Raw genomic sequence first — 18,234 nt, 5'->3', positions numbered from 1 at the left:
AGTGCTTGGTCGGCCCGACCTCGCACGCGCCTCAGGGGCAGAGGCCCTGGCTTGCCTGATGGCGATACTCCTGCCGGAGGGGTTCTGGTGATCGAAACGACTCTGACGAGCGCGTCACACCGCTCGGCCAGTGAGCGGATCGCCGCCGAGTTGCGAGCCGCGATCCTGGCCGGCGAGCACCCGCCGGGAGCCTGGATCCGGCAGGCCGATGTCGCCGCCAGGTACGGAGCAAGTCGTCTGCCCGTGCGTGAGGCGCTCAGGATGCTGGAAAGCCAAGGACTGACGGAGTACCACCCGCACAAAGGTGCGCGGGTGCCCGTGTTGTCTCTTCACGAGGTCGACGTCGCCTACCAGATGCGGGAGCGCCTGGAACCGTTGGCGCTGTCCGAGAGCCTCGCCGGGCTGACCCATGCCGACCTGGCCGCTCTCAAGGACCTGCAACGTCGCATCGAGCTCGATGACGACTTGCGCGACTTCATCGATCTCGACCGCGAGTTCCACTTGCTGACCTACTCGCGTTGCACGATCGATCACCTGATGGCCACGGTGCATCGGCTCTGGAACTCGACACAGCCCTACCGGCGCCTCTACGTCTCCTCGATCGCGAAGCCGGCTCTGTGGATCATCCATGCCGAGCATCGACTCCTCATCGAGGCCCTCGAGCGACGGGACCCGGTCGATGGCGAGCGGCTGCTGGGCGGCCACATTCGACGGACGCGAACGGAGTTGATTTCGCGTCCGGACTTGTTCACCTCGTCGTAGGCGCCGCCCGTCGACGTCCCAGCACCAGCGGAAGACCAAAGGCGAGACATCGCCGCGCGGGCCGTCGGTGGCCGGGAGCGGGACCGCCACATGGCCGTCACCTCGGACACCTCGCGGCTCCCTTCCACAGAAGGTACTAGCAGCACCTTATTGTCCCTATAGGCAGCACTGACCGCTGAAAACTAAGGTACGGTTAGTACCGCAAAGCGACCGAGCAGGGTCCTGCCTCGGCTGAGCGACCGCGACCGAAGCGAGCCCCACCGGCACCGCCCCACCAGCCATGCGCTTCAGCGCTCTGTCCGTCCTGCCCTTTCCGTGAACATTGGAGAACACGTGATCACAGATGTCGTCATCGCCGGCGGCGGCCCGAACGGGCTGATGCTGGCCTGCGAACTGAGCCTGGCAGGGGTCCGGGCGGTCGTCCTGGAGCGGCTGCTGGAGCCGAGCCAGGAACCGAAAGCGAACGGATTGCTCGGCCAGGTCGTGAAGATGCTCGACCGCCGGGGGCTGCACGAGCGGCTCAGCGGTAGCCCGGAGCCGCCGCAGCCGAACTTCACCTACTTCATGTTCGGCGCGATGGGCCTGGACCTGAGCCTGCTGGAGGACAGCCCCGTCCACGCTCTGCCGGTGCCGCAGCGGCGCATAGTGCAGGTCCTGGAGGAACGCGCCATCGAACTGGGCGTGGAGATCCGCCGAGGGCACGAGGTCGTCGGCCTGTCGCAGGACGACGACGCGGTCACCATCGACGTCGCGGGGCCGAACGGGGCCGACCGGCTACGGGCCCGCTACCTCGTCGGCGCGGATGGAGCACACAGCACCACGCGCAAGCTCTCCGGCATCGAATTCCCCGGCGTCACCTACGACCGGATGACCGTCTTTTCGGCGCACGCGACGGTCCCGGCGGACTGGGTCGATCCCGCGACCGGCGCGCTGAACGTGCCCGGCTACGGCGCCATTCCACCGTTCCTGCCCCACCGCACCGAGGGCGGCGGGTTCGCCTACGCGCCCATGCCCGGCCATCCGCCGCTGATCAGCGCCACAGAATGGGACCGGCCCGACACCGACGCCCCCATGACCCTGGAGGAGCTGCGGGCGAGCATCCGCCGCGTCCTCGGCGTCGACGTGCCGCTCGGCCCGCCCGACGGCCAAGGACCCCACGTGCTGCGCCGCCTGACCGGCGGCAACACCCGGGTCGCCGAACGGTTCCGCGACGGCCGGGTGTTCCTGATCGGCGACGCCGCCCACGTGTTCGCGGCCACCGGGGGCGGCCCCGGGCTCAACCTCGGCCTCCAGGACGCGGTCAACCTCGGCTGGAAACTCGCCGCCGTGATCCGCGGCGACACCCCGGCCGCGCTGCTGGACAGCTACGGCACGGAGCGACGGCAAGCCGCCCACCGCATGGTCCTGAACGCCCAGGCACAGTCGGCCCTGATCGCCCCCGGCGGCGACGTCACCGGACTGCGCGAACTGTTCACCGAACTGCTCCGTGACCAGAGCACCGTGCAGCGCCTCGCCGAACTCACCACAGGCGCCGACGTCCGCTACGACATGGGCGCACCCGACACCCACCCCCTGATCGGCCGATTCGCCCCGGACATGGAACTGCGCACTCCGACCGGCCCCGTCCGGCTGGCCGAGCTCACCAGAACCGCGCGCCCCCTGCTCCTCGACCTGACCGAGAAGGCATCACTAGCGGAGACGCTCACCCTGCGGCACGACCGAGTCGACATCATCACCGCGCGCCCCCAGACCGCAGCGCCCGCCGCCCTGCTTCTTCGACCGGACTGCTATGTGGCCTGGGCATCCGCATCGCCCCAACCAGGTCCCGCAGAAAAGGAAGAACTTCGGGCAGCCCTGCAGCGGTGGTTCGGCGCAGCCGACCGGCCGTGAAGACTGTCTGAAAGTCTCACGAAGCGCTGCCGGCCTGGACCTGCCGTCCTGGGCCCAGGTACGGGACCGTCCTGAAGATCGTGGGGTGGGGAGGTGACCCTGAAGGCCAAGGCGGCAGCCCGGCCGGGAAGTCCATCTGTGAGCGACGACGAGCGGTCGGGCGGGCTGGGATGTCCGGGCCTCCGCCGAGCTGATCGAACGGGCCCGGGCCAGGGGTGTCGCTGGCGGGCCCGGACGGGATGCCGCCCGGTGCCACCAAGACGGTGCTGCGGGCCGCACTAGAAGCGGAGATGTCCGAGCATCTCCACCAGTCCCGGCACCCAACCCGAGACCGAATCCACTGGTCACGCTGGCGACGCCGCCACCACGCCCGCGCCCGCCGGTGCCACTACCAACGACGACCCCGCCTCATCGATCACTGAATGCGGCTGGAGTATTGACAGACCCTGGGAACGATCCAGGTGCCGCGCAAGACCGGTGTGCTGGCCGCGGATTCCAACAGCGACCCGAACGGGCCGTACCCGATGGGCCCTTCAACTCATACGCTGGCCGACCATGGCGATCTTCTTACTCGGAGACCCCACGCCCCCGCCCGAAGGGTGGATCGAGGGGCTCTCCAGTAATCCCGCCGCCTCCGATGACGTCGTTCTGCGGCTGTTGGCCATCGGCGCCATCAGCTTCTACACCAGGAAGGAATGGAACGACACAGTAGCGGAGGCGGCGTTGGATCACGCCGACCCGAAGGTGCGGCGGAACTTCGCGGCCTACGGCGGAGACCAGCGGTTCCGCCTGGCCACAGACCCGGACGTGCAGGTTCGCCGGTCGCTCGCGTGGTGTTGGGAGCACGGAAGAGGGCTCCCGGAGGAGGTTCTGGAGATCCTCGCGGACGACCCGGACGTCCACGTCCGTTGGGGGGTGGTGGGTCACTCGAACGTGCCGAGGCAGAGCCAGATCAAGCTTCTCTCAGATCCCATGCCCGACATCCGCGCCGAGGCCCGCGAGCGCTTCGAGGAAGCGCCCGCGAGACCGCCCGGCGGCTGGACGTCGATGACCGCTGAGGAAGCCGACGAGCTCGTCGCGTCCGGGGACGCCGCGGCACGGGAACGCGTGGCCCAGAATCCGCTGCTGCCCGTCGAGGTGGTGCGGAGGTTGACACGCGACCCGGAGTTGCGGGTGCGGGTGGCGGCATCGTCCCATCCGGCGCTCACCGAGGACGAGCGCGCAGCGATCGGCGTCGAGATCGACCCGGGGATCAGGTACCGCCTGCCCCGGTGGACGCTGCTGCTCCCGCTCGACGCTGTCGAGGTTCGCCGCCATGCGTCGTCCGCGCACGTGCTGATCCGACGCGGGCTGGCCAGACGCAAGGACCTCCCGCAGGACGTGAAGGCGCGGTTCGCCACCGACGAGGACTTCGCGGTGCGTCTGCTCCTCGCTGAGAACAGCGTGGATGTGCCCGTCGAGCTGCTCTTGGAGATCTGGCGCGAATGGGACGGACTGTCGCAATGGGAGATCAAGAAACGCATCCCGCACGAAGGGCTGCGCCGGTTCGCCGACGATCCGCACCCCCGGATGCGGGCGCTGGCCCTGGACGACCCGCAGACACCGCCGGAACTCCTCGACAGGCTGAGCCGCGACGAAGAGCCATGGGTGCGGTGGCGCGCCTTGCGTGCCCCTCGGCTCCCGGCTGAACGTGTCACCGAGCTGCTGGAAGACGACAACCCGAACCTGCACCGAAATGCCGCAGCCGACCCCAGGCTTCCGCTGCCACGTCTGCTGGAGTCATTGGAGGAGACGCGGCTGGCAGCTGCGGCTGCTCGCAATCCGGCACTTCCCACCCACGTCATGCACGAACTGCTGGACCGAGCAGGCGTAACCGGTCGCCCCGACAACTGAACCCCGGCCCCGGGGTAAGGCTCGCCGTACCCGGTCGCCGCGGTCGGGCAACGGGTGGAGTCGTAGCGACGCCGCCATCAACAACGCCGGATGGATCCCGCCAGAATGACGACTGGCGGATCTGGCCGTTGAGACGCTGCGCCGGGCCATGGACGTCAACCTCACCGGTCCACGACGCGGGATGTCAGTGACGGCGACGGCGCGATACGGGGGTGTCCGTGAACGGTGGGCAGCCTGTAGCGGCGTGAGGTCTCCACGCCGTGGCCGAGGAGTTCGGCGACGACGACGAGGGCCGAGCCGACGGTGATTCTCCGCAGCGGTGATCCAGACCATCGAAGAGGCAGGGTCGTCCGCGAGGGACGCCAGCTGGGTGAGCACCGCGCCGGCCCCGGGCGCATCACGGTAGGGGCCGCGGTCGGAGTGCCGGTCACCTAGCCTCGGCCGTCCTGCTCCGGTCCGGCGCCCGGACCTTGGTCGCGAAGGATCTCACACGGTCCGCTCGCAGATGACGACGGGGATCTCGCGGTCGGTCCATGCCTGGTATCGGTCGAAATCGGCGTACAGAGCCACCAGCCGCGGCCAGAGCTCGGCACGTTCGGCCGGGCCGGCGATGCGGGCCCGCATCCGCCGGACATCGCGCTTGATCTGAACGGTGACCTCCGGGTCGGCCTGCACGTTCGCATACCACAGCGGGTTCTTCGGCAGCCCGCCCTGCGACGCCACCAGGATCACCCGGTCGCCGTCGACCAGATGGAGCAGCGGCTGGGTCCGCGGCAACCCCGTCTTACGCCCCTTGGTGGTCAGCAGGCAGACGGGCACGCCACGGGGGAACGCGCTGCCGATCCGCCAGGTCCCGCCGATCCGCCCGCCGGTGGCCCGGTACACCCGCACGTTCACCCTCGACGCCCATTTGATGATCTTCGGCACGATCGGTGAGTCGAGCCCCTGCGGACGTCCCACAGGCGACGGAGCCGCCCCGTTGCCGTCGTTCATATGACCTCATCCCGTTCGGTGCAGATGCCGTGGCCGCCCGCTCGTCCCGGAGCCGCGATGATCCACGGCCCCCTCGCGCGACTCACAGGAACTCGGCGGTGGTGCCGCCCAGCGGCAGCGGGTCCAGGCCGAGCTTGCGGTGGTCCCACGACCGGATGCGCTCCACGTCGACGCGCACCGCGACCCGCTTGTGCAGCATCACCTCCACCAGCGGCCGGACCTCGTCGCTGTAGGGACCGTTGTAGCGCTCCCAGACGTTCACGCCGACCGCCCAAAGCGCGTCAGGGTCATCGACGATCACGGCGCGCCCCTCCAGCGCGACGCCCCGGAGAGCGTCGTAGGTGTGGCCGGCCTCGACCATGATCGTGACCCGGTCGTCCCGGCGCAGGTTCGTGGCCTTCTGCGACTTGGCCTTGGTCTCGAACCACAGCACGCCGTCGATCACCGCGTACCACATCGCGACCAGATGGGGATGGCCCGACGGCCCGTTGGTCGCCAGCGTCGCGACCCGCTGCTCGCTCAGGAAACTCGCGATCTCGTCGTCGGTCATGACGATCTGACTGCGCTGGTTCACACCCATGGTGACCGCTCCTTCGGCAAGACGGGGCGCAGCGCGGGCCACCGTGCGGCGCGCCGCGTTGCACCCGAATAAGACGGAGTCCACAATGAGACTATGGCTCAAATTGAACCGGATGGGCTTCGAAACCGCAAGAGACGCGCCACCGCCGCCCGCATCGCCGCGTCGGCGGCCAGGCTCGCCGCAGAGCGGGGCCTGGCAGGCACCACCATCGATGAGATCGCAGATGACGCGCAGGTGGGCCGCGCCACCTTCTTCCGCTATTACCAGACCAAGGAGAATGCCGTCGCCGAGGGGATCACCGGCCCCTGGCTGAACCTGATCACCGACGCCATCGCCCGCCAGCCGGCTCACCTCGACGCGACCGAAGCCATCCAGGCCGCGTTCGCCGAGCTCGCCGACGAGCTGTCCGACTACCGTCACCAGATCCGCGAGCTCGCCGAACTCACCCGCACCTCCACCGCCCTGGCTGCCTGGACCCTGCGCACCTACCACCGGTACGAAGAGGCCATCGCCGGCCTGGCGGCCACCAGGACTCGCGACGCGACCGACGGCGACCCACGCCCCCGCATGATCGCCGCCCTCACCGTCGCCGCCGTCCGGATCTCCGTCGACGACTGGATCCAGCACGGAGGATCACTACCGGACCTCATCCACGCGGCCCTGGCATCCATCACCATCAGACCCGGGAGCGCACCACCGACCATGAAACGAGCCAGGACAAGCTCATGATCCACGGGGTTTCACACCGCGCTCAGCGTGAGCTTCCCCCGGTTCCTTGCACCCACCGTCTGAGCACCGCACTCGTCCATCGGACCTGGCTGCAGGCCGTGAACCCCCGTGCTCAAAGATCGTCCGGTTCGGCAGCGTGGAGATGCAAGGTGGTAGACCGGCTCAGGAGCAGGATCGCCGCATCATCGTCCAGCGGTGCGCCCACGTAACGGACCAGATCCTCCTGGAGCCGATCCAGAACCGTCTCGGGGTCGCCGTCGGCGAAGTGGCCGATCCGATCGATCAGGGGGTAGAACGTCCCCGACCGGTCGCGTGCCTCGACCACCCCGTCGGTGTACAGCAGGATCTGCTCCTCCTCGCCCAGGTTCACCACGTAGGGTTCGGCACCTTCGTCGAGCAGATCGCCCAGCCCCAGAGGCGGGGCCGGCGACGGCGGCTCCAGCACGCGGACGTCTCCATCGGCGCCGAGCAGCAAGGGCGGCGGGTGCCCCTGGTTGAGAAGCAGGAGCCGCCCCTCCCCCACTTCGGCCATGATCACGGTGACGAACTGCTCACCGGTCAGCCGCCGTGCCAGGGCGCGGTCGATCCGATCGGCCACGCCGGGCAGCCCCGGTTCGTCATAGGCGGCCTCGCGGAAGGCGCCCAGCACGACCGCGGCGGTCTCGACCGCCTCCAGCCCCTTCCCCTGCACGTCACCCACGATCACACGGACGCCGCTGGCGGTCATGACGACCTCGTACAGGTCACCGCCGATGCGGGATTGGGCGGCGGCCGACACATAACGGACAGCGGCACGAACGGGCCCGACCCGCCGGGGCACCGGCCGCAGCAGGACCCGCTGGGCCGCCTCGGCGACGACCCGCACGTCGGCGAGTTCGCGTTCGTTGCGCTCGCGGAAGGCACTGGCCAGCATCCCCGCGGCGATGACACCGCATATCGAGGCGAAGGTGAGTGTGTTGGTACGCGTGCCCAGGATCTGGTCGTAGGCCGCTAGCACGGCGCAGAGGACCAATGCGAGAACGCCGACCGCCGCCGTCCGGCGTACGGTGCACGACACACTGGCGAATGCGGGCCCGAGGGACAGCAGTGGCAGGTAGCCCACCTCGGGGCCGGCCGAGAGGTCTACCAGAGCGACCACTGCCATCACAGCGAAGGGCAGACCGCCCAGGAAGGAACCGGCGCTCCGCCCGCGCAGCACGTGCAAGCGCCGGTAACCGGGGCGGCCCTTGCGGCGAGAGGACATGGTGCTCATTCGGTTACAGAGAGAGGAGGGCTCTCGAGACGGCCGGTGCAGGACTGCATGAACTCGCCCCTCCTACCCGCTTGTCGCGCTGTGTCACCGCCCCGGTCCGGTTTATCGCGAGGATGCTTCACCTTTCCGGTGAGTTCGGGCCAGTGGCCGGGACGTCGGCGGAGCCGTTCGCCGGCCCCGGATCAAGGATCCGCTCCATCATCAGCCCATCCACCAGCGCGGCCAGCAGCGACGCGGTGCGATCGCGGTGCTGCGGGGTCCATTGCGGATGCATGTCCGCCAGCCGTACGGCGACTTCCTCATGCCCCTGCCGGAGCCACCTGTAACGCTGCGCTCCCATGGTCGGGTCCCGCAGGGCCCGCCCGAGAACCTCACGTGCGAGCCGCAGGTCGCGCGTATCCGTGAACCGCGTCGCCACCACGTGCGGCGCGCTAGTGGCGACGGTCGCCACGTCCGGCACCGCGAGGACGGCGTTGAGCAGCGGCTCCGTCACCAACGCATGGGCCTTCGCCGCGACTGCGATGTGGAAGCCCGGCAGGCCCCCGAAGTAGTGATGCAGAAGCCCCGGCTTGATACCACCGCGTTCCGCCACCGCCCGGGCCGTGACCGCCGGCCATCCCCCCTCGGCGAGAAGGTCCAACCCGATCTGCAGAAGCTGCTCGCGGCGTCGCCGCCCGCGATGAGTCTCGGTCCGGCGCCCCTCGTTGGTCATGCGGCCCTAGGGTACTCAATCGTTTGCACTGTGCAAGACCGCGTTTGCGCTGCTCAGGTAACCCGACAAGCAGCGCCCGCAAATTGCCGGCCGCCTGACGGGCCGGACACCCGAAGGCGCGGGCCTGGCCGGCCGGGGTCGAAGCAGGACGCGAAGCGTTGCATACTGCAATAGTCGGCTCGGTAGGTATCGGCAAGGAGGCTCGCAGGTGGGCAGCACCTCGGAAGGCGGCCGCATCATACCGGTCGAATCGAGCGCTCGCGGCCTGGTGGCCGGCGTTCGCGAGACCCAGTGGGGTCTGGTCGTGCTGGCTCTGCTGGTCGGATGCGGGGCCGGGGTGGGAGCCGTCGTCTTCCGTGAGCTCATCGCGCTGTTCACCCATCTCTTCACCGGGCACGGCGACTACTCCGCGGCCGGACGCGCGGCCAACCCGGATCTGCCATGGCTGGGGCCGTTCTTCGTGCTGCTGGTTCCCGTGGTCGCGGGGCTGGTGTACGGACCGCTGGTGCACCGGTTCGCCCCTGAAGCGCGCGGCCACGGCGTCCCGGAGGTGATGCTGGCCGTCTCGCAGCGCGGTGGACGCATCGGCGCGCAGGTCGCGGTGGTGAAGTCGCTGGCCTCGGCGCTGACCATCGGTTCCGGCGGCTCGGTCGGACGCGAAGGCCCCATCGTGCAGATCGGCGCGGCGCTCGGCTCCACGCTCGGACGCATCGCGCGGGTGGCCGAGAGCCGGCTGCGCATCCTGGTCGCGTGCGGTGCGGCCGGCGGAATCGCCGCCACCTTCAACGCGCCGCTGGCCGGGGTGTTCTTCGCGATGGAGCTCATCCTGCGCGACTACACCGTCGAGTCCTTCGGCGTGGTGGTGCTGGCGAGCGTGACGGCCAGCGTGATCGGCCGGGCCGTGTTCGGATCGGCGTCGTTCATGTCACCGCCGGACTTCCACGTCGCCCACCCGGTCGAGTACATCCTGTTCGCGGTGCTGGGACTGCTGGGCGCCCTGGTCGGGGTGGGGTTCACTCGCGTCCTCTACGGGATGGAGGACCTGTGCGACCGGCTCTGGCGCGGGCCCGAGTGGCTGCGCCCCGCCGCCGGCGGGCTCCTGCTGGGCGGGCTGCTGCTGGCCGTGCCGCAGATGTACGGCGTCGGCTACCCCGTCCTGCAGAACGCCGTGAACGGCAGGTACGTGATCGGGTTCCTGCTCCTGCTGCTGGCGGCCAAGATCCTCGCCACCAGCCTGACCATCGGGATCGGCGGCTCGGGCGGGGTGTTCGCGCCGAGCCTGTTCATGGGCGCGATGCTCGGCAGCGCCTTCGGCGCGGCGGCCCACCAGCTCGCTCCCTCGATCACCACATCCCCGGGCGCCTACGGGCTCGTCGGCATGGGGGCCGTGTTCGCCGGCGCCGCCCGCGCCCCGATCACCGCCGTGGTGATCCTTTTCGAACTGACCGGCGAGTACTCCATCATCCTGCCGATGATGACCGCGATCGTGGTGGCCGCCCTGGCCGGCCGCGGGCTGTCGGACAGCACCGTCTACAGCCTCAAGCTCCGCCGGCGCGGCATCGACCTGGACAAGCCGCCCGCCGACCCGCGCCTGACCCGCCGCGTCGCCCACGTGATGGAGCCCGTCCCCGGCCCGCTGCCCGGTGCGGTTTCCCTGGAGGACGCGTCGCGGCGGCTCGCCCTCTCCGAGCACGGCGCGTTGCCGGTGCTCGATGAACAGGGCGCCTACCAGGGCGTCGTCACCGCGCGCGCGGCCGCCGAGGCCCTGGCCGACATCGAGTCTCAGACCGACGCCGCCCATGACCCGCCGACCGCCGGCGCGCTGGCGCAGATGCCCACGCCCCTCACCACCGAGATGCCGCTGGCCGACGCGCTCCATATCCTGACCACCACCGACGGCACCGGCCTTCCGGTCCTGGACGGCGAACGCACCCTTCTCACCGGGTGGGTCACCCACCAAGCCGTCCTCCGCGCCCTCTACGCCCCCTCCAACGCACAGCCGTCCGCTGGGCGGACCCACCTCGCCTCCACCATCCCCTGAGTACGCACGGTTCGGCCGCGCCTGCTGCCGGCCACCGCCCTCACCGCGCTGCTGATCGCGGCGGCGTTCCGGCTGCCGGCCCGCCGCGAGTTGGGCGCCGGTCTTCCCGCGGTGCGCCTCGGTCCCGGCACCGCCGCACCCTCGCTGATTCGAGACTCGGATCGCGCGATGCCCGACGCGCGGATGGAGGGGTCGAGTCAGCCTGCCAGGAAGGCGGTGATGGCGGCGGTGATGGCGGGGTAGTCGTCGCCGAGCCAGATCATGTGGCTGGGGGCGGTACTGGCGATCAGGCGGGCGTCGGGGATGGTGCTCGCCAGGGACTCGGCCTGGGCGTAGGGGACCGCCCCGTCGTCCCGGGCGGCGATCACGAGGGTGGGTTGACGCAGCCGGGCGGCATGCTCGGCCAGGGTGTTCAGATGGCGCGGTGCGGTCATGTGGCGGATGTCGTTGGTGAATCCGGCACCTGACCGCATCCGGCCGAACAGCTCCAGCAGTGCGGCATGCTGAGCGGTGGTGAGTGCGGCGACCAGGTCGTCGACCGGGCGGCGGGACAGGCCGGGCAGCAGCGTTCTCAGGCCGAGGCCGGGAGCGCGGCGCATCAGTATGTGGAGCAGCGCCCAGGTGACCGGTTCGGCTCGGGCGTGGAAGACGATGCTCGCGCCCGCCCGGGTGCGTCGACCGGGCCAGGGCAGGAGCCCGACCGGGCTTTCCAGGATGACCCGACCGGGCTTTCCAGGATGACTCGTTCGACTAGACCGGGTTGGCGGGCCGCCAGCGTCACCGCGGTAGGGCCGCCGGCCGACTGTCCGACAGCGGCGGTCAGGGAGGCGATGCCGAGCCTGCGGCACAGTTCGCCGACAACAGCGGCGAACTGGTCGGGGGCGGTGCCGGTGGCCAGCGGGGTGCGGCCGTAGCCCGGGCGCGAGACGGCCAACACGGTGCAGCCCGCATCGGCGAACACCTCCTCGCCCAACGGCAGCCCGGCACGCATGTGCCCGCCGTGCAGCATCAGCACCACACGCGGGCCGCGCCTCTCCAGCCGGTACTCCACCGGTCCGGCCGAGAGATCGATCAGCGTCGTGGCTCGCTCCATGGGGTGCTCCCGCTCGGTGGTCAGGGGCAGGGATGCCGTGGTCTGCGGCCCCGCGGCCGACTTCGGCTGATCGAACGGCCGAGGTCGTCCGGCGGCGACTTCTAGTCCGCGGTCGGTCGGGGCAGGAGCCGGTCGAGGAGGTGCGCGACGGTGATGACACCGATCATCGGGGCGTCGGTGCGGTCGGGCGCACTGCTGACCGCGACGACGGGGCTGCGGTTGGCCGCCATGATGCTGGCGATCTCCATGGCGGTGGCCTGGGCGTCGACGGCGGGCAACGCCGTCCGCTCCTCTGCGAGGAGGTCGGCGACGCTCTTCCCGGCGAGCTTGGCGCACAGTCGGTCGGCGTGATGCTCGTCGTAGACGCGGGCCAGGGCGGGGTCGTCGCGGACGTGCGGCGGAATGATGTACCGCAGGAGCTGTGACCCCGGGATCACCGCGATGGGCCAGCGGTCGGAGTCGACGACGATCAGACCCGCGAGCCGGTGTTCGGCCACCAGTCTGGCCGCGTCCAGCGCGCTGCTGTCCGGCTCGACGATCGGGTACTCGACGGCGAGGTCTCGTGCGCGCATCGCCCCAACGTAGCCGACGGCGCGGGGCGAGGGCGCTCACGGTGGGGGCCGTGTGGCAAGCGCGCTGGGATCCGGTTAGGGTCGTGGCCGGTGAGCCGGGAAGTCTGGTCGGCGCTTCGTCCGCCATTCCCGAAAGAGCTTCGGTATGACCAACCTTCTGCTCGCCTTCTCCGCCATGCTCCTGCTGGCGGTTCTGGTGTCCAGCCTCGCGCATCGCACCGTGCTGTCGACGGCGGCGCTGTTCCTGGTCGGAGGGTTCCTCCTCGGCGACGGTGTCTCCGGGCTGATCACTCTGAAGCCGGGCGACACGCTGGTGTCCGAGTTGGCGGAGCTGGCGCTGTTCGCCGTGCTGTTCACCGACGGCATGCACGCCGGCTGGCAGGACCTGCGCAGCGCCTGGCGCCTGCCCGGACGCGCCCTGGGCTGGGGTCTGCCGCTGACCCTGCTGGTCACCGCCGTGCTCGCCCACTACGTCGTCGGCCTCGGCTGGGTGCAGTCGCTGCTGATCGCGGCCATCCTCACTCCCACCGACCCGGTCTTCGCCGCCGCGCTCGTCGGCAACGACAAGGTGCCGCCCCGGCTGCGGCACCTGCTGAACGTCGAGTCGGGCGTCAACGACGGACTCGTCCTGCCGTTCGTGGTGCTGTTCCTGGCGATCGCCCAGGGCGAGGAGAGCCTGCACCTCGGGGAGCTGGGCGCCGAACTGGCCGGCGGCCTGGCCATCGGCGTGGCGATCCCCTGGGCCGCGATCATGCTGGTGCGCACCCGGTGGTTCGCGATCGCACCCAAGTACGAGCCACTGAACGCCGTCGCGATCGGACTGCTCGTGCTCGCCACCGCCCAGGCCACGCATGGCAACCTGTTCCTGGCCGCGTTCGCCGCCGGCGTCACCGTCGCGACGGTCGGGCACACCCACCGCGAGGCGTTCGAGCAGTTCGGCGAGCTGGTCGCCGAACTGCTCAAGCTCGCCGCGCTGCTGGTGTTCGGTGCGCTGCTGTCCCCCGCGTTCCTCGGCGATGTCGGCTGGACCGGGTGGGCCTTCGCCGTGCTCGCCCTGGTCGTCGCGCGCCCGGTGGCGATCTGGGTGTCGTTCCTGCGCTCCGGGCTCACCGCCCGCGAGCAGGCCGCGGTGATGTGGTTCGGACCCAAAGGCTTCGCGTCGGTCGTCTACGGGCTGCTGGTCCTGGAGTCGGGCATCCCGGCCGGCGAGAAGATCTTCCACCTCGTCGGCGTCACCATCACCCTGTCGATCCTGGCGCACTCCTCCACCGACATCGTCGTCGCCCGCGGCTTCGATGAGGAACGCGAAGTACCGGCCTGGTTCGAGCGCACCCGCGCCCGCATCCGACGTCCGGGAGCCGCCGGCAAGGCGCGGGACGGAGCCTGCCCGCCAGCGCAATCTGAAGATCATTCCCGTGACCGTCAGCAATGACCAGGAGCCTTCTTGGCAATCGCCGCCATCGGCGTTTTCGTCGTCGCCTACGTTCTGATCGCATCAGAGAAGATCCACCGCACCGCCGTCGCGCTCGGCGGCGCGGGGCTGATGCTGCTGTTCCACATCACCGACGCGGAGAAGGCGTTCTTCTCCACCGAGTCGGGCGTCGACTGGAACGTCATCTTCCTGCTGCTGGGCATGATGGTGATCGTCTCGGTGCTGCGGCAGACCGGGGTGTTCGAGTTCGTGGCGATCTGGGCCGCCAAGCGCGCCCGCGGCAAGCCCTACCGGCTGATGGTGATGCTCACCGTCATCACCGCGCTCGCCTCGGCGCTGCTGGACAACGTCACCACCGTGCTGCTGATCGCCCCGGTCACGTTCCTGGTCTGCGAACGACTCGGCCTGAAGGTCGTGCCGTACCTGATCGCCGAGGTGATGGCGTCCAACATCGGCGGTGCCGCCACGCTGGTCGGCGACCCGCCCAACATCATCATCGCCAGCCGCGGTGACCTGTCGTTCAACGACTTCCTGGTCAACCTGGCCCCGCTGATCGTGGGGCTGATGGTGGTCTTCTGCCTGCTGTGCCGCTGGCTGTTCCGCAGCGCGTTCGTCTACGACGAGGACCGCGCCTCCGCCGTCATGGCCCTGCAGGAGAAGGAGGCCATCACCGACCGGCGGCTGCTCTGGCAGAGCCTGGCCGTGCTCGGGCTGGTGATCGTCGCGTTCGTCCTGCACCCGGTGCTCCACTACGAACCGTCCGTGGTCGCCCTGCTGGGCGCCGGACTGCTGGTGGCCGCCACCAAGGTCACCACCGAACAGGCGCTGGAAGAAGTCGAGTGGCCGACGCTCGTCTTCTTCGCCGGCCTGTTCGTCATGGTCGGCGGCCTGGTCGAGACCGGCGTCATCGGCGACATCTCCCGCGCCGCCGCCGACGCCACCGACGGCCGCCTCGGGTTCGCGACCATGCTCCTGCTGTGGGCTTCGGCCGTCCTGTCGGCCATCGTGGACAACATCCCCTACGTCGCCACCATGAGCCCGATCGTCTCCGACCTCGTCCAGCAGCAACCCGCCGGAGACGGCACCGTCCTGTGGTGGGCACTCGCCCTCGGCGCCGACCTCGGCGGCAACGCCACCGCCATCGGCGCCAGCGCCAACGTCGTCGTCCTCGGCATCGCCGCCCGCAACGGCACCCCGATCAGCTTCTGGCAATTCACCAAATACGGCCTGATCGTCACACTCGTCACCGTGGCGCTGTCGGTGCCCTACCTCTGGCTCCGCTACCTGTGACGAGCGGTGATCCACCCATCCAGCGGACCGCCTGCGCGCGATGGGCGAGGTGCGTCTGACGGCCACCGCGCCCGCTGATGCGCTGGAAGATCTCGCCAGCATCCTTGACCAGCGTTTCCTCCACGCGAAGGGCACGTCCACGAAGGTGTTTGCCGCGTACGCCGCGGAGCATGGCCGCGCTCTTCCCGAATCCTGGGCTTCCTGCCCTTGCCTACGGCGTCCCGCGAGTCGGCCGGGAGGGCGAACGCCGCCCGGTCCGGCACTACTGACGGTGCTTGCGCAGTTCGGTGGCCAGTTCTGCGGAGAACTGCTCGGCGTCTGAAAGACGGGCGCGGATCTTCCGGCAACGTTCCTCCACCAGCGAGCGGTAGACCGCCAGGCGTTTGGTGAGATCGGTGCGCGTGGCCTCGTCGGTGCCTGGGGATTGCAGCTGGTCCAGAATGGTCAGCAGGTCGCGCATCTCCTCGAGGGTGAAGTCGAGCGGCTTCATCCGCTTGATGACCAGCAGGCGCGTGACGTCGGCGTCGCTGTAAAGACGGAAACCGCCCTGGGAACGCGCCGTGGGGAGGGCGAGGCCGACCTCCTCGTAGTGGCGGATGGTGCGCAGGCTGAGTCCGGTCCGGTCCGCGACCTCGCCGATCTGCATATGCCTGCCGTCCATCGGGCTCCTCCTCACGCCACCGGCCCACTCCGCCGGCGACGGATGATCCATATCGTGGGTCAAGCTTGCCATCTTCCGTCCTGCGGTGCGGGTCCGAGGCCATGGCGTGGAGCTTCCACTGCCTCGCTCCTCGCCTTGGTGACGGTCTCCCGACCCGGCGGTTTTCCCACTGGGCTCCCGCTTGGGCAGCCCAGATGAACATTCAGGGGCCGTGGCTACCAGGCCGAGCGACGGGCTCGCCTCCTGTGATGGTCGTCTCCTCCGGCACGGACGACCCTTCTGTCACGTTAGAGTAGGGACGTGCCGCACCGATCGCCGCTGCGGCCGCCCACCGCGGCCCGGGCCATGTGACTTCCGCCGGTGAACCGGACGAGTTGACCGTTCACCACATTCCGTGACCCTGACCACTCGGACGCCGTCCACGGCGTTCTCATCGTCGGCATCGAAGCCGGGCCCCGTACGCCTTGTGCTCACACTGTGAATCGGCACGAGTGACCCATGTCTGGAGTGTTTTGAGTCTGCCTGCCGTCCTGGCACGCCACCTGAGGCCCGCCCTCACGCCTGCGCATCCGATCACCGCCAAGCTGCTGCGGACCGAGGTGCTGGCCGGGCTCGTGGTCGCGCTGGCGCTGATCCCCGAGGCGATCTCCTTCTCGATCATCGCCGGGGTGGACCCGCGGATCGGGCTGTTCGCGGCCTGCACGATGGCCGTCACGATCTCGGTCGTCGGCGGGCGCCCCGCGATGATCTCCGCGGCGACCGGTGCCGTCGCCCTGGTCGTCGCGCCCATCGCACGCGAGTACGGCGTCGGCCACCTGTTCGCCACGGTCGTCCTCGCCGGGATCTTCCAGGTGATCCTCGGGGCGCTGGGGGTGGCCCGGCTGATGCGGTTCGTGCCGCGCAGCGTGATGGTCGGCTTCGTCAACGCCCTGGCCATCCTGATCTTCCTGGCCCAGGTCCCCGAGCTGAGCGACGTCCCCTGGCCCGTCTACCCCCTGGTGGTCGCCGGTCTGGCGATGATGGTGATGTCTCCCCGCGTCACCAAGACCGTTCCGGCGCCGCTGGTATCGATCGTCATCCTTACCGTCATCACCGTCGCCGCGGGCATCGCCGTCCCGACCGTCGGCGACAAGGGCGCGCTGCCCTCCTCCCTGCCCGCCCTCGGCATCCCCGACGTCCCCTTCACCCTGGACACCCTCACGCTCCTCTCCCCCTACGCGCTGGCGTTCGCGCTGGTCGGGCTGATGGAGTCGCTGATGACCGCCAAACTCGTCGACGACATCACCGACACCCGCTCTAACAAGACCCGCGAGTCCATCGGCCAGGGCATCGCCAACATCGTCACCGGGTTCTTCGGCGGCATGGGCGGCTGCGCGATGATCGGCCAGACGATGATCAACGTCAGGAGTGGGGCCCGGACCAGGCTGTCGACGTTCCTGGCCGGTGCGTTCCTGATGACGCTGTGCATCGCGTTCGGCCCGGTCGTCTCCGACATCCCGATGGCCGCCCTGGTCGCGGTCATGGTCCTGGTCTCGGTCGGCACCTTCGACTGGCACTCGGTCCAGCCGTCCACCCTCAAGCGCATGCCCCTGGGCGAGACCATCGTCATGGCGGTCACCATCGCCGTGGTGGTCGTCACCCACAACCTGGCCATCGGCGTGGTCGTCGGCTCGATCACCGCCATGGTCGTCTTCGCCCGCCGGGTCGCGCACCTGGTCAACGTCTCCGCCGTCACCGACCCCGACGGCGGCCAGGTCGTCTACGCCGTCACCGGCGAACTGTTCTTCGCCTCCAGCAACGACCTGGTCCACCAGTTCGACTACGCCGGCGACCCCGACCGCGTCACCATCGACCTCACCGACGCCCACGTCTGGGACGCCTCCACCGTCGCCGCCCTCGACGCCGTCACCACCAAGTACGAACGGCACGGCAAGACCGTCGAGATCGTCGGCCTCAACGAGCACAGCGCCCGCATGCACGGCACCCTGTCCGGCGAACTCGCCGGAAGCCACTAGCAGGGCCCTTCATCTCGGGATCGAGGCCCCGTCGCCGCTCCACCGGGCTACCGCCGGCCCTGGACGCGATCTTCGAACAAGGCCTGCTCGCCGTCGGAACGCACACGGAGCCCCTGCACCGTCTGCGGGTGCCGGGGCTGGATCCGGTAGGTGGGCATGATTTCGGGTCGCCCTCCGCCCGCTGACACGTGCTGAAGAGGGGGCGGTGACCGACCCGTTCCGAAACCCAATCTACTCTTACGTTAAAGGAGGCATGTGGCTCGGTTGAGCACGGACGCGCCGCGACGACGGCCGGGCGGCGCCCCAACAGCCGCGCGCG

General features: G+C 69.7%; 16 protein-coding genes. 8 read left to right on the top strand and 8 right to left on the bottom strand.

What is annotated here, in order from left to right; genetic code table 11:
• Positions 1–87: 87 nt before the first annotated feature.
• From FKD65_RS40860 to FKD65_RS40850, 3 genes are all read left to right on the top strand, one after another.
• Complete coding sequence (locus tag FKD65_RS40860; protein ID WP_141585058.1) at positions 88–762, top strand: GntR family transcriptional regulator; 675 nt, start codon at positions 88–90, stop codon at positions 760–762.
• Between the two features lie 333 nt (positions 763–1,095).
• Positions 1,096–2,652 carry an FAD-dependent oxidoreductase gene (locus FKD65_RS40855; protein WP_141585055.1) on the top strand — a complete coding sequence of 519 codons (1,557 nt, stop codon included), beginning with the start codon at positions 1,096–1,098 and terminating at the stop codon, positions 2,650–2,652.
• A gap of 555 nt (positions 2,653–3,207) precedes the next feature.
• Positions 3,208–4,545: a hypothetical protein gene (locus tag FKD65_RS40850; protein WP_141585053.1), complete on the top strand. Its 1,338-nt coding sequence runs from the start codon at positions 3,208–3,210 to the stop codon at positions 4,543–4,545.
• 486 nt (positions 4,546–5,031) lie between these two features.
• On the opposite strand, the gene FKD65_RS40845 is transcribed toward FKD65_RS40850, so the two are convergent.
• Together FKD65_RS40845 and FKD65_RS40840 are read right to left on the bottom strand one after the other, a co-directional pair.
• The gene (locus tag FKD65_RS40845; RefSeq protein ID WP_141585050.1) at positions 5,032–5,538 is read right to left on the bottom strand and encodes a nitroreductase family deazaflavin-dependent oxidoreductase; all 507 of its coding nucleotides are present in this window, start codon (positions 5,536–5,538) and stop codon (positions 5,032–5,034) included.
• An 82-nt stretch (positions 5,539–5,620) separates the two neighbouring features.
• Entirely contained in the window at positions 5,621–6,118 is a 498-nt protein-coding gene (locus tag FKD65_RS40840; protein WP_141585047.1) for a pyridoxamine 5'-phosphate oxidase family protein, read from the bottom strand.
• A gap of 93 nt (positions 6,119–6,211) precedes the next feature.
• Here FKD65_RS40840 and FKD65_RS40835 point away from each other — a divergent pair, with 93 nt between their 5' ends.
• Positions 6,212–6,847: a TetR family transcriptional regulator gene (locus FKD65_RS40835; protein WP_141585045.1), complete on the top strand. Its 636-nt coding sequence runs from the start codon at positions 6,212–6,214 to the stop codon at positions 6,845–6,847.
• 112 nt (positions 6,848–6,959) lie between these two features.
• On the opposite strand, the gene FKD65_RS40830 is transcribed toward FKD65_RS40835, so the two are convergent.
• On the bottom strand, positions 6,960–8,099 hold the full coding sequence (locus tag FKD65_RS40830) for a PP2C family protein-serine/threonine phosphatase (RefSeq protein ID WP_205718449.1): 1,140 nt from the start codon (positions 8,097–8,099) through the stop codon (positions 6,960–6,962).
• A 118-nt stretch (positions 8,100–8,217) separates the two neighbouring features.
• Positions 8,218–8,811, bottom strand: a complete 594-nt coding sequence (locus FKD65_RS40825; RefSeq protein WP_141585043.1) for a TetR/AcrR family transcriptional regulator — start codon at positions 8,809–8,811, stop codon at positions 8,218–8,220.
• A 208-nt stretch (positions 8,812–9,019) separates the two neighbouring features.
• On the opposite strand from FKD65_RS40825, the gene FKD65_RS40820 reads away from it, so the two are divergent.
• Positions 9,020–10,852, top strand: a complete 1,833-nt coding sequence (locus FKD65_RS40820) for a chloride channel protein (RefSeq protein ID WP_141585040.1) — start codon at positions 9,020–9,022, stop codon at positions 10,850–10,852.
• Positions 10,853–11,049: 197 nt separating this feature from the next.
• On the opposite strand, the gene FKD65_RS45215 is transcribed toward FKD65_RS40820, so the two are convergent.
• The 3 genes from FKD65_RS45215 to FKD65_RS40810 form a co-directional block, all read right to left on the bottom strand.
• Positions 11,050–11,451: an alpha/beta fold hydrolase gene (locus FKD65_RS45215; RefSeq protein WP_205718448.1), complete on the bottom strand. Its 402-nt coding sequence runs from the start codon at positions 11,449–11,451 to the stop codon at positions 11,050–11,052.
• Positions 11,451–11,945, bottom strand: coding sequence for an alpha/beta fold hydrolase (locus FKD65_RS45210; RefSeq protein WP_205718447.1), 495 nt, complete (start codon positions 11,943–11,945; stop codon positions 11,451–11,453). Before FKD65_RS45210 ends, FKD65_RS45215 begins: the two co-directional genes overlap by 1 nt.
• Positions 11,946–12,046: 101 nt before the next feature.
• Positions 12,047–12,517: a CBS domain-containing protein gene (locus FKD65_RS40810; protein ID WP_141585038.1), complete on the bottom strand. Its 471-nt coding sequence runs from the start codon at positions 12,515–12,517 to the stop codon at positions 12,047–12,049.
• A 145-nt stretch (positions 12,518–12,662) separates the two neighbouring features.
• On the opposite strand from FKD65_RS40810, the gene FKD65_RS40805 reads away from it, so the two are divergent.
• A complete protein-coding gene (locus FKD65_RS40805) occupies positions 12,663–13,949 on the top strand; it encodes a sodium:proton antiporter (protein WP_141585036.1) in 1,287 nt (428 codons plus the stop codon).
• A 12-nt stretch (positions 13,950–13,961) separates the two neighbouring features.
• Entirely contained in the window at positions 13,962–15,239 is a 1,278-nt protein-coding gene (locus FKD65_RS40800) for an SLC13 family permease (RefSeq protein WP_141585034.1), read from the top strand.
• A gap of 262 nt (positions 15,240–15,501) precedes the next feature.
• Here FKD65_RS40800 and FKD65_RS40790 read toward each other — a convergent pair whose 3' ends face one another.
• Entirely contained in the window at positions 15,502–15,900 is a 399-nt protein-coding gene (locus FKD65_RS40790; RefSeq protein WP_141585031.1) for a MerR family transcriptional regulator, read from the bottom strand.
• 530 nt (positions 15,901–16,430) lie between these two features.
• Between FKD65_RS40790 and FKD65_RS40785 the strand changes: the two genes are divergently transcribed.
• The gene (locus FKD65_RS40785; RefSeq protein WP_205718996.1) at positions 16,431–17,915 is read left to right on the top strand and encodes a SulP family inorganic anion transporter; all 1,485 of its coding nucleotides are present in this window, start codon (positions 16,431–16,433) and stop codon (positions 17,913–17,915) included.
• Positions 17,916–18,234 lie beyond the last annotated feature (319 nt).

It is taken from the genome of Actinomadura sp. WMMA1423 (genome assembly GCF_006547145.1).
Taxonomy (GTDB): Bacteria; Actinomycetota; Actinomycetes; order Streptosporangiales; family Streptosporangiaceae; genus Spirillospora.
Note: the sequence above shows the minus strand (reverse complement) of the source record. Positions and strands in the feature narration are given on the sequence as shown.

Excerpts from the sequence above, each read along its gene's own strand:
- FKD65_RS40830 (WP_205718449.1), bottom strand. The coding sequence starts at position 8,099 with ATGAGCACCATGTCCTCTCGCCGCAAGGGCCGCCCCGGTTACCGGCGC.
- FKD65_RS45215 (WP_205718448.1), bottom strand. The coding sequence starts at position 11,451 with ATGCGCCGCGCTCCCGGCCTCGGCCTGAGAACGCTGCTGCCCGGCCTG.
- FKD65_RS45210 (WP_205718447.1), bottom strand. The coding sequence starts at position 11,945 with ATGGAGCGAGCCACGACGCTGATCGATCTCTCGGCCGGACCGGTGGAG.
- FKD65_RS40790 (WP_141585031.1), bottom strand. The coding sequence starts at position 15,900 with ATGGACGGCAGGCATATGCAGATCGGCGAGGTCGCGGACCGGACCGGA.
- FKD65_RS40835 (WP_141585045.1), top strand. The coding sequence starts at position 6,212 with ATGGCTCAAATTGAACCGGATGGGCTTCGAAACCGCAAGAGACGCGCC.
- FKD65_RS40805 (WP_141585036.1), top strand. The coding sequence starts at position 12,663 with ATGACCAACCTTCTGCTCGCCTTCTCCGCCATGCTCCTGCTGGCGGTT.
- FKD65_RS40850 (WP_141585053.1), top strand. The coding sequence starts at position 3,208 with ATGGCGATCTTCTTACTCGGAGACCCCACGCCCCCGCCCGAAGGGTGG.
- FKD65_RS40840 (WP_141585047.1), bottom strand. The coding sequence starts at position 6,118 with ATGGGTGTGAACCAGCGCAGTCAGATCGTCATGACCGACGACGAGATC.
- FKD65_RS40825 (WP_141585043.1), bottom strand. The coding sequence starts at position 8,811 with ATGACCAACGAGGGGCGCCGGACCGAGACTCATCGCGGGCGGCGACGC.
- FKD65_RS40810 (WP_141585038.1), bottom strand. The coding sequence starts at position 12,517 with ATGCGCGCACGAGACCTCGCCGTCGAGTACCCGATCGTCGAGCCGGAC.
- FKD65_RS40845 (WP_141585050.1), bottom strand. The coding sequence starts at position 5,538 with ATGAACGACGGCAACGGGGCGGCTCCGTCGCCTGTGGGACGTCCGCAG.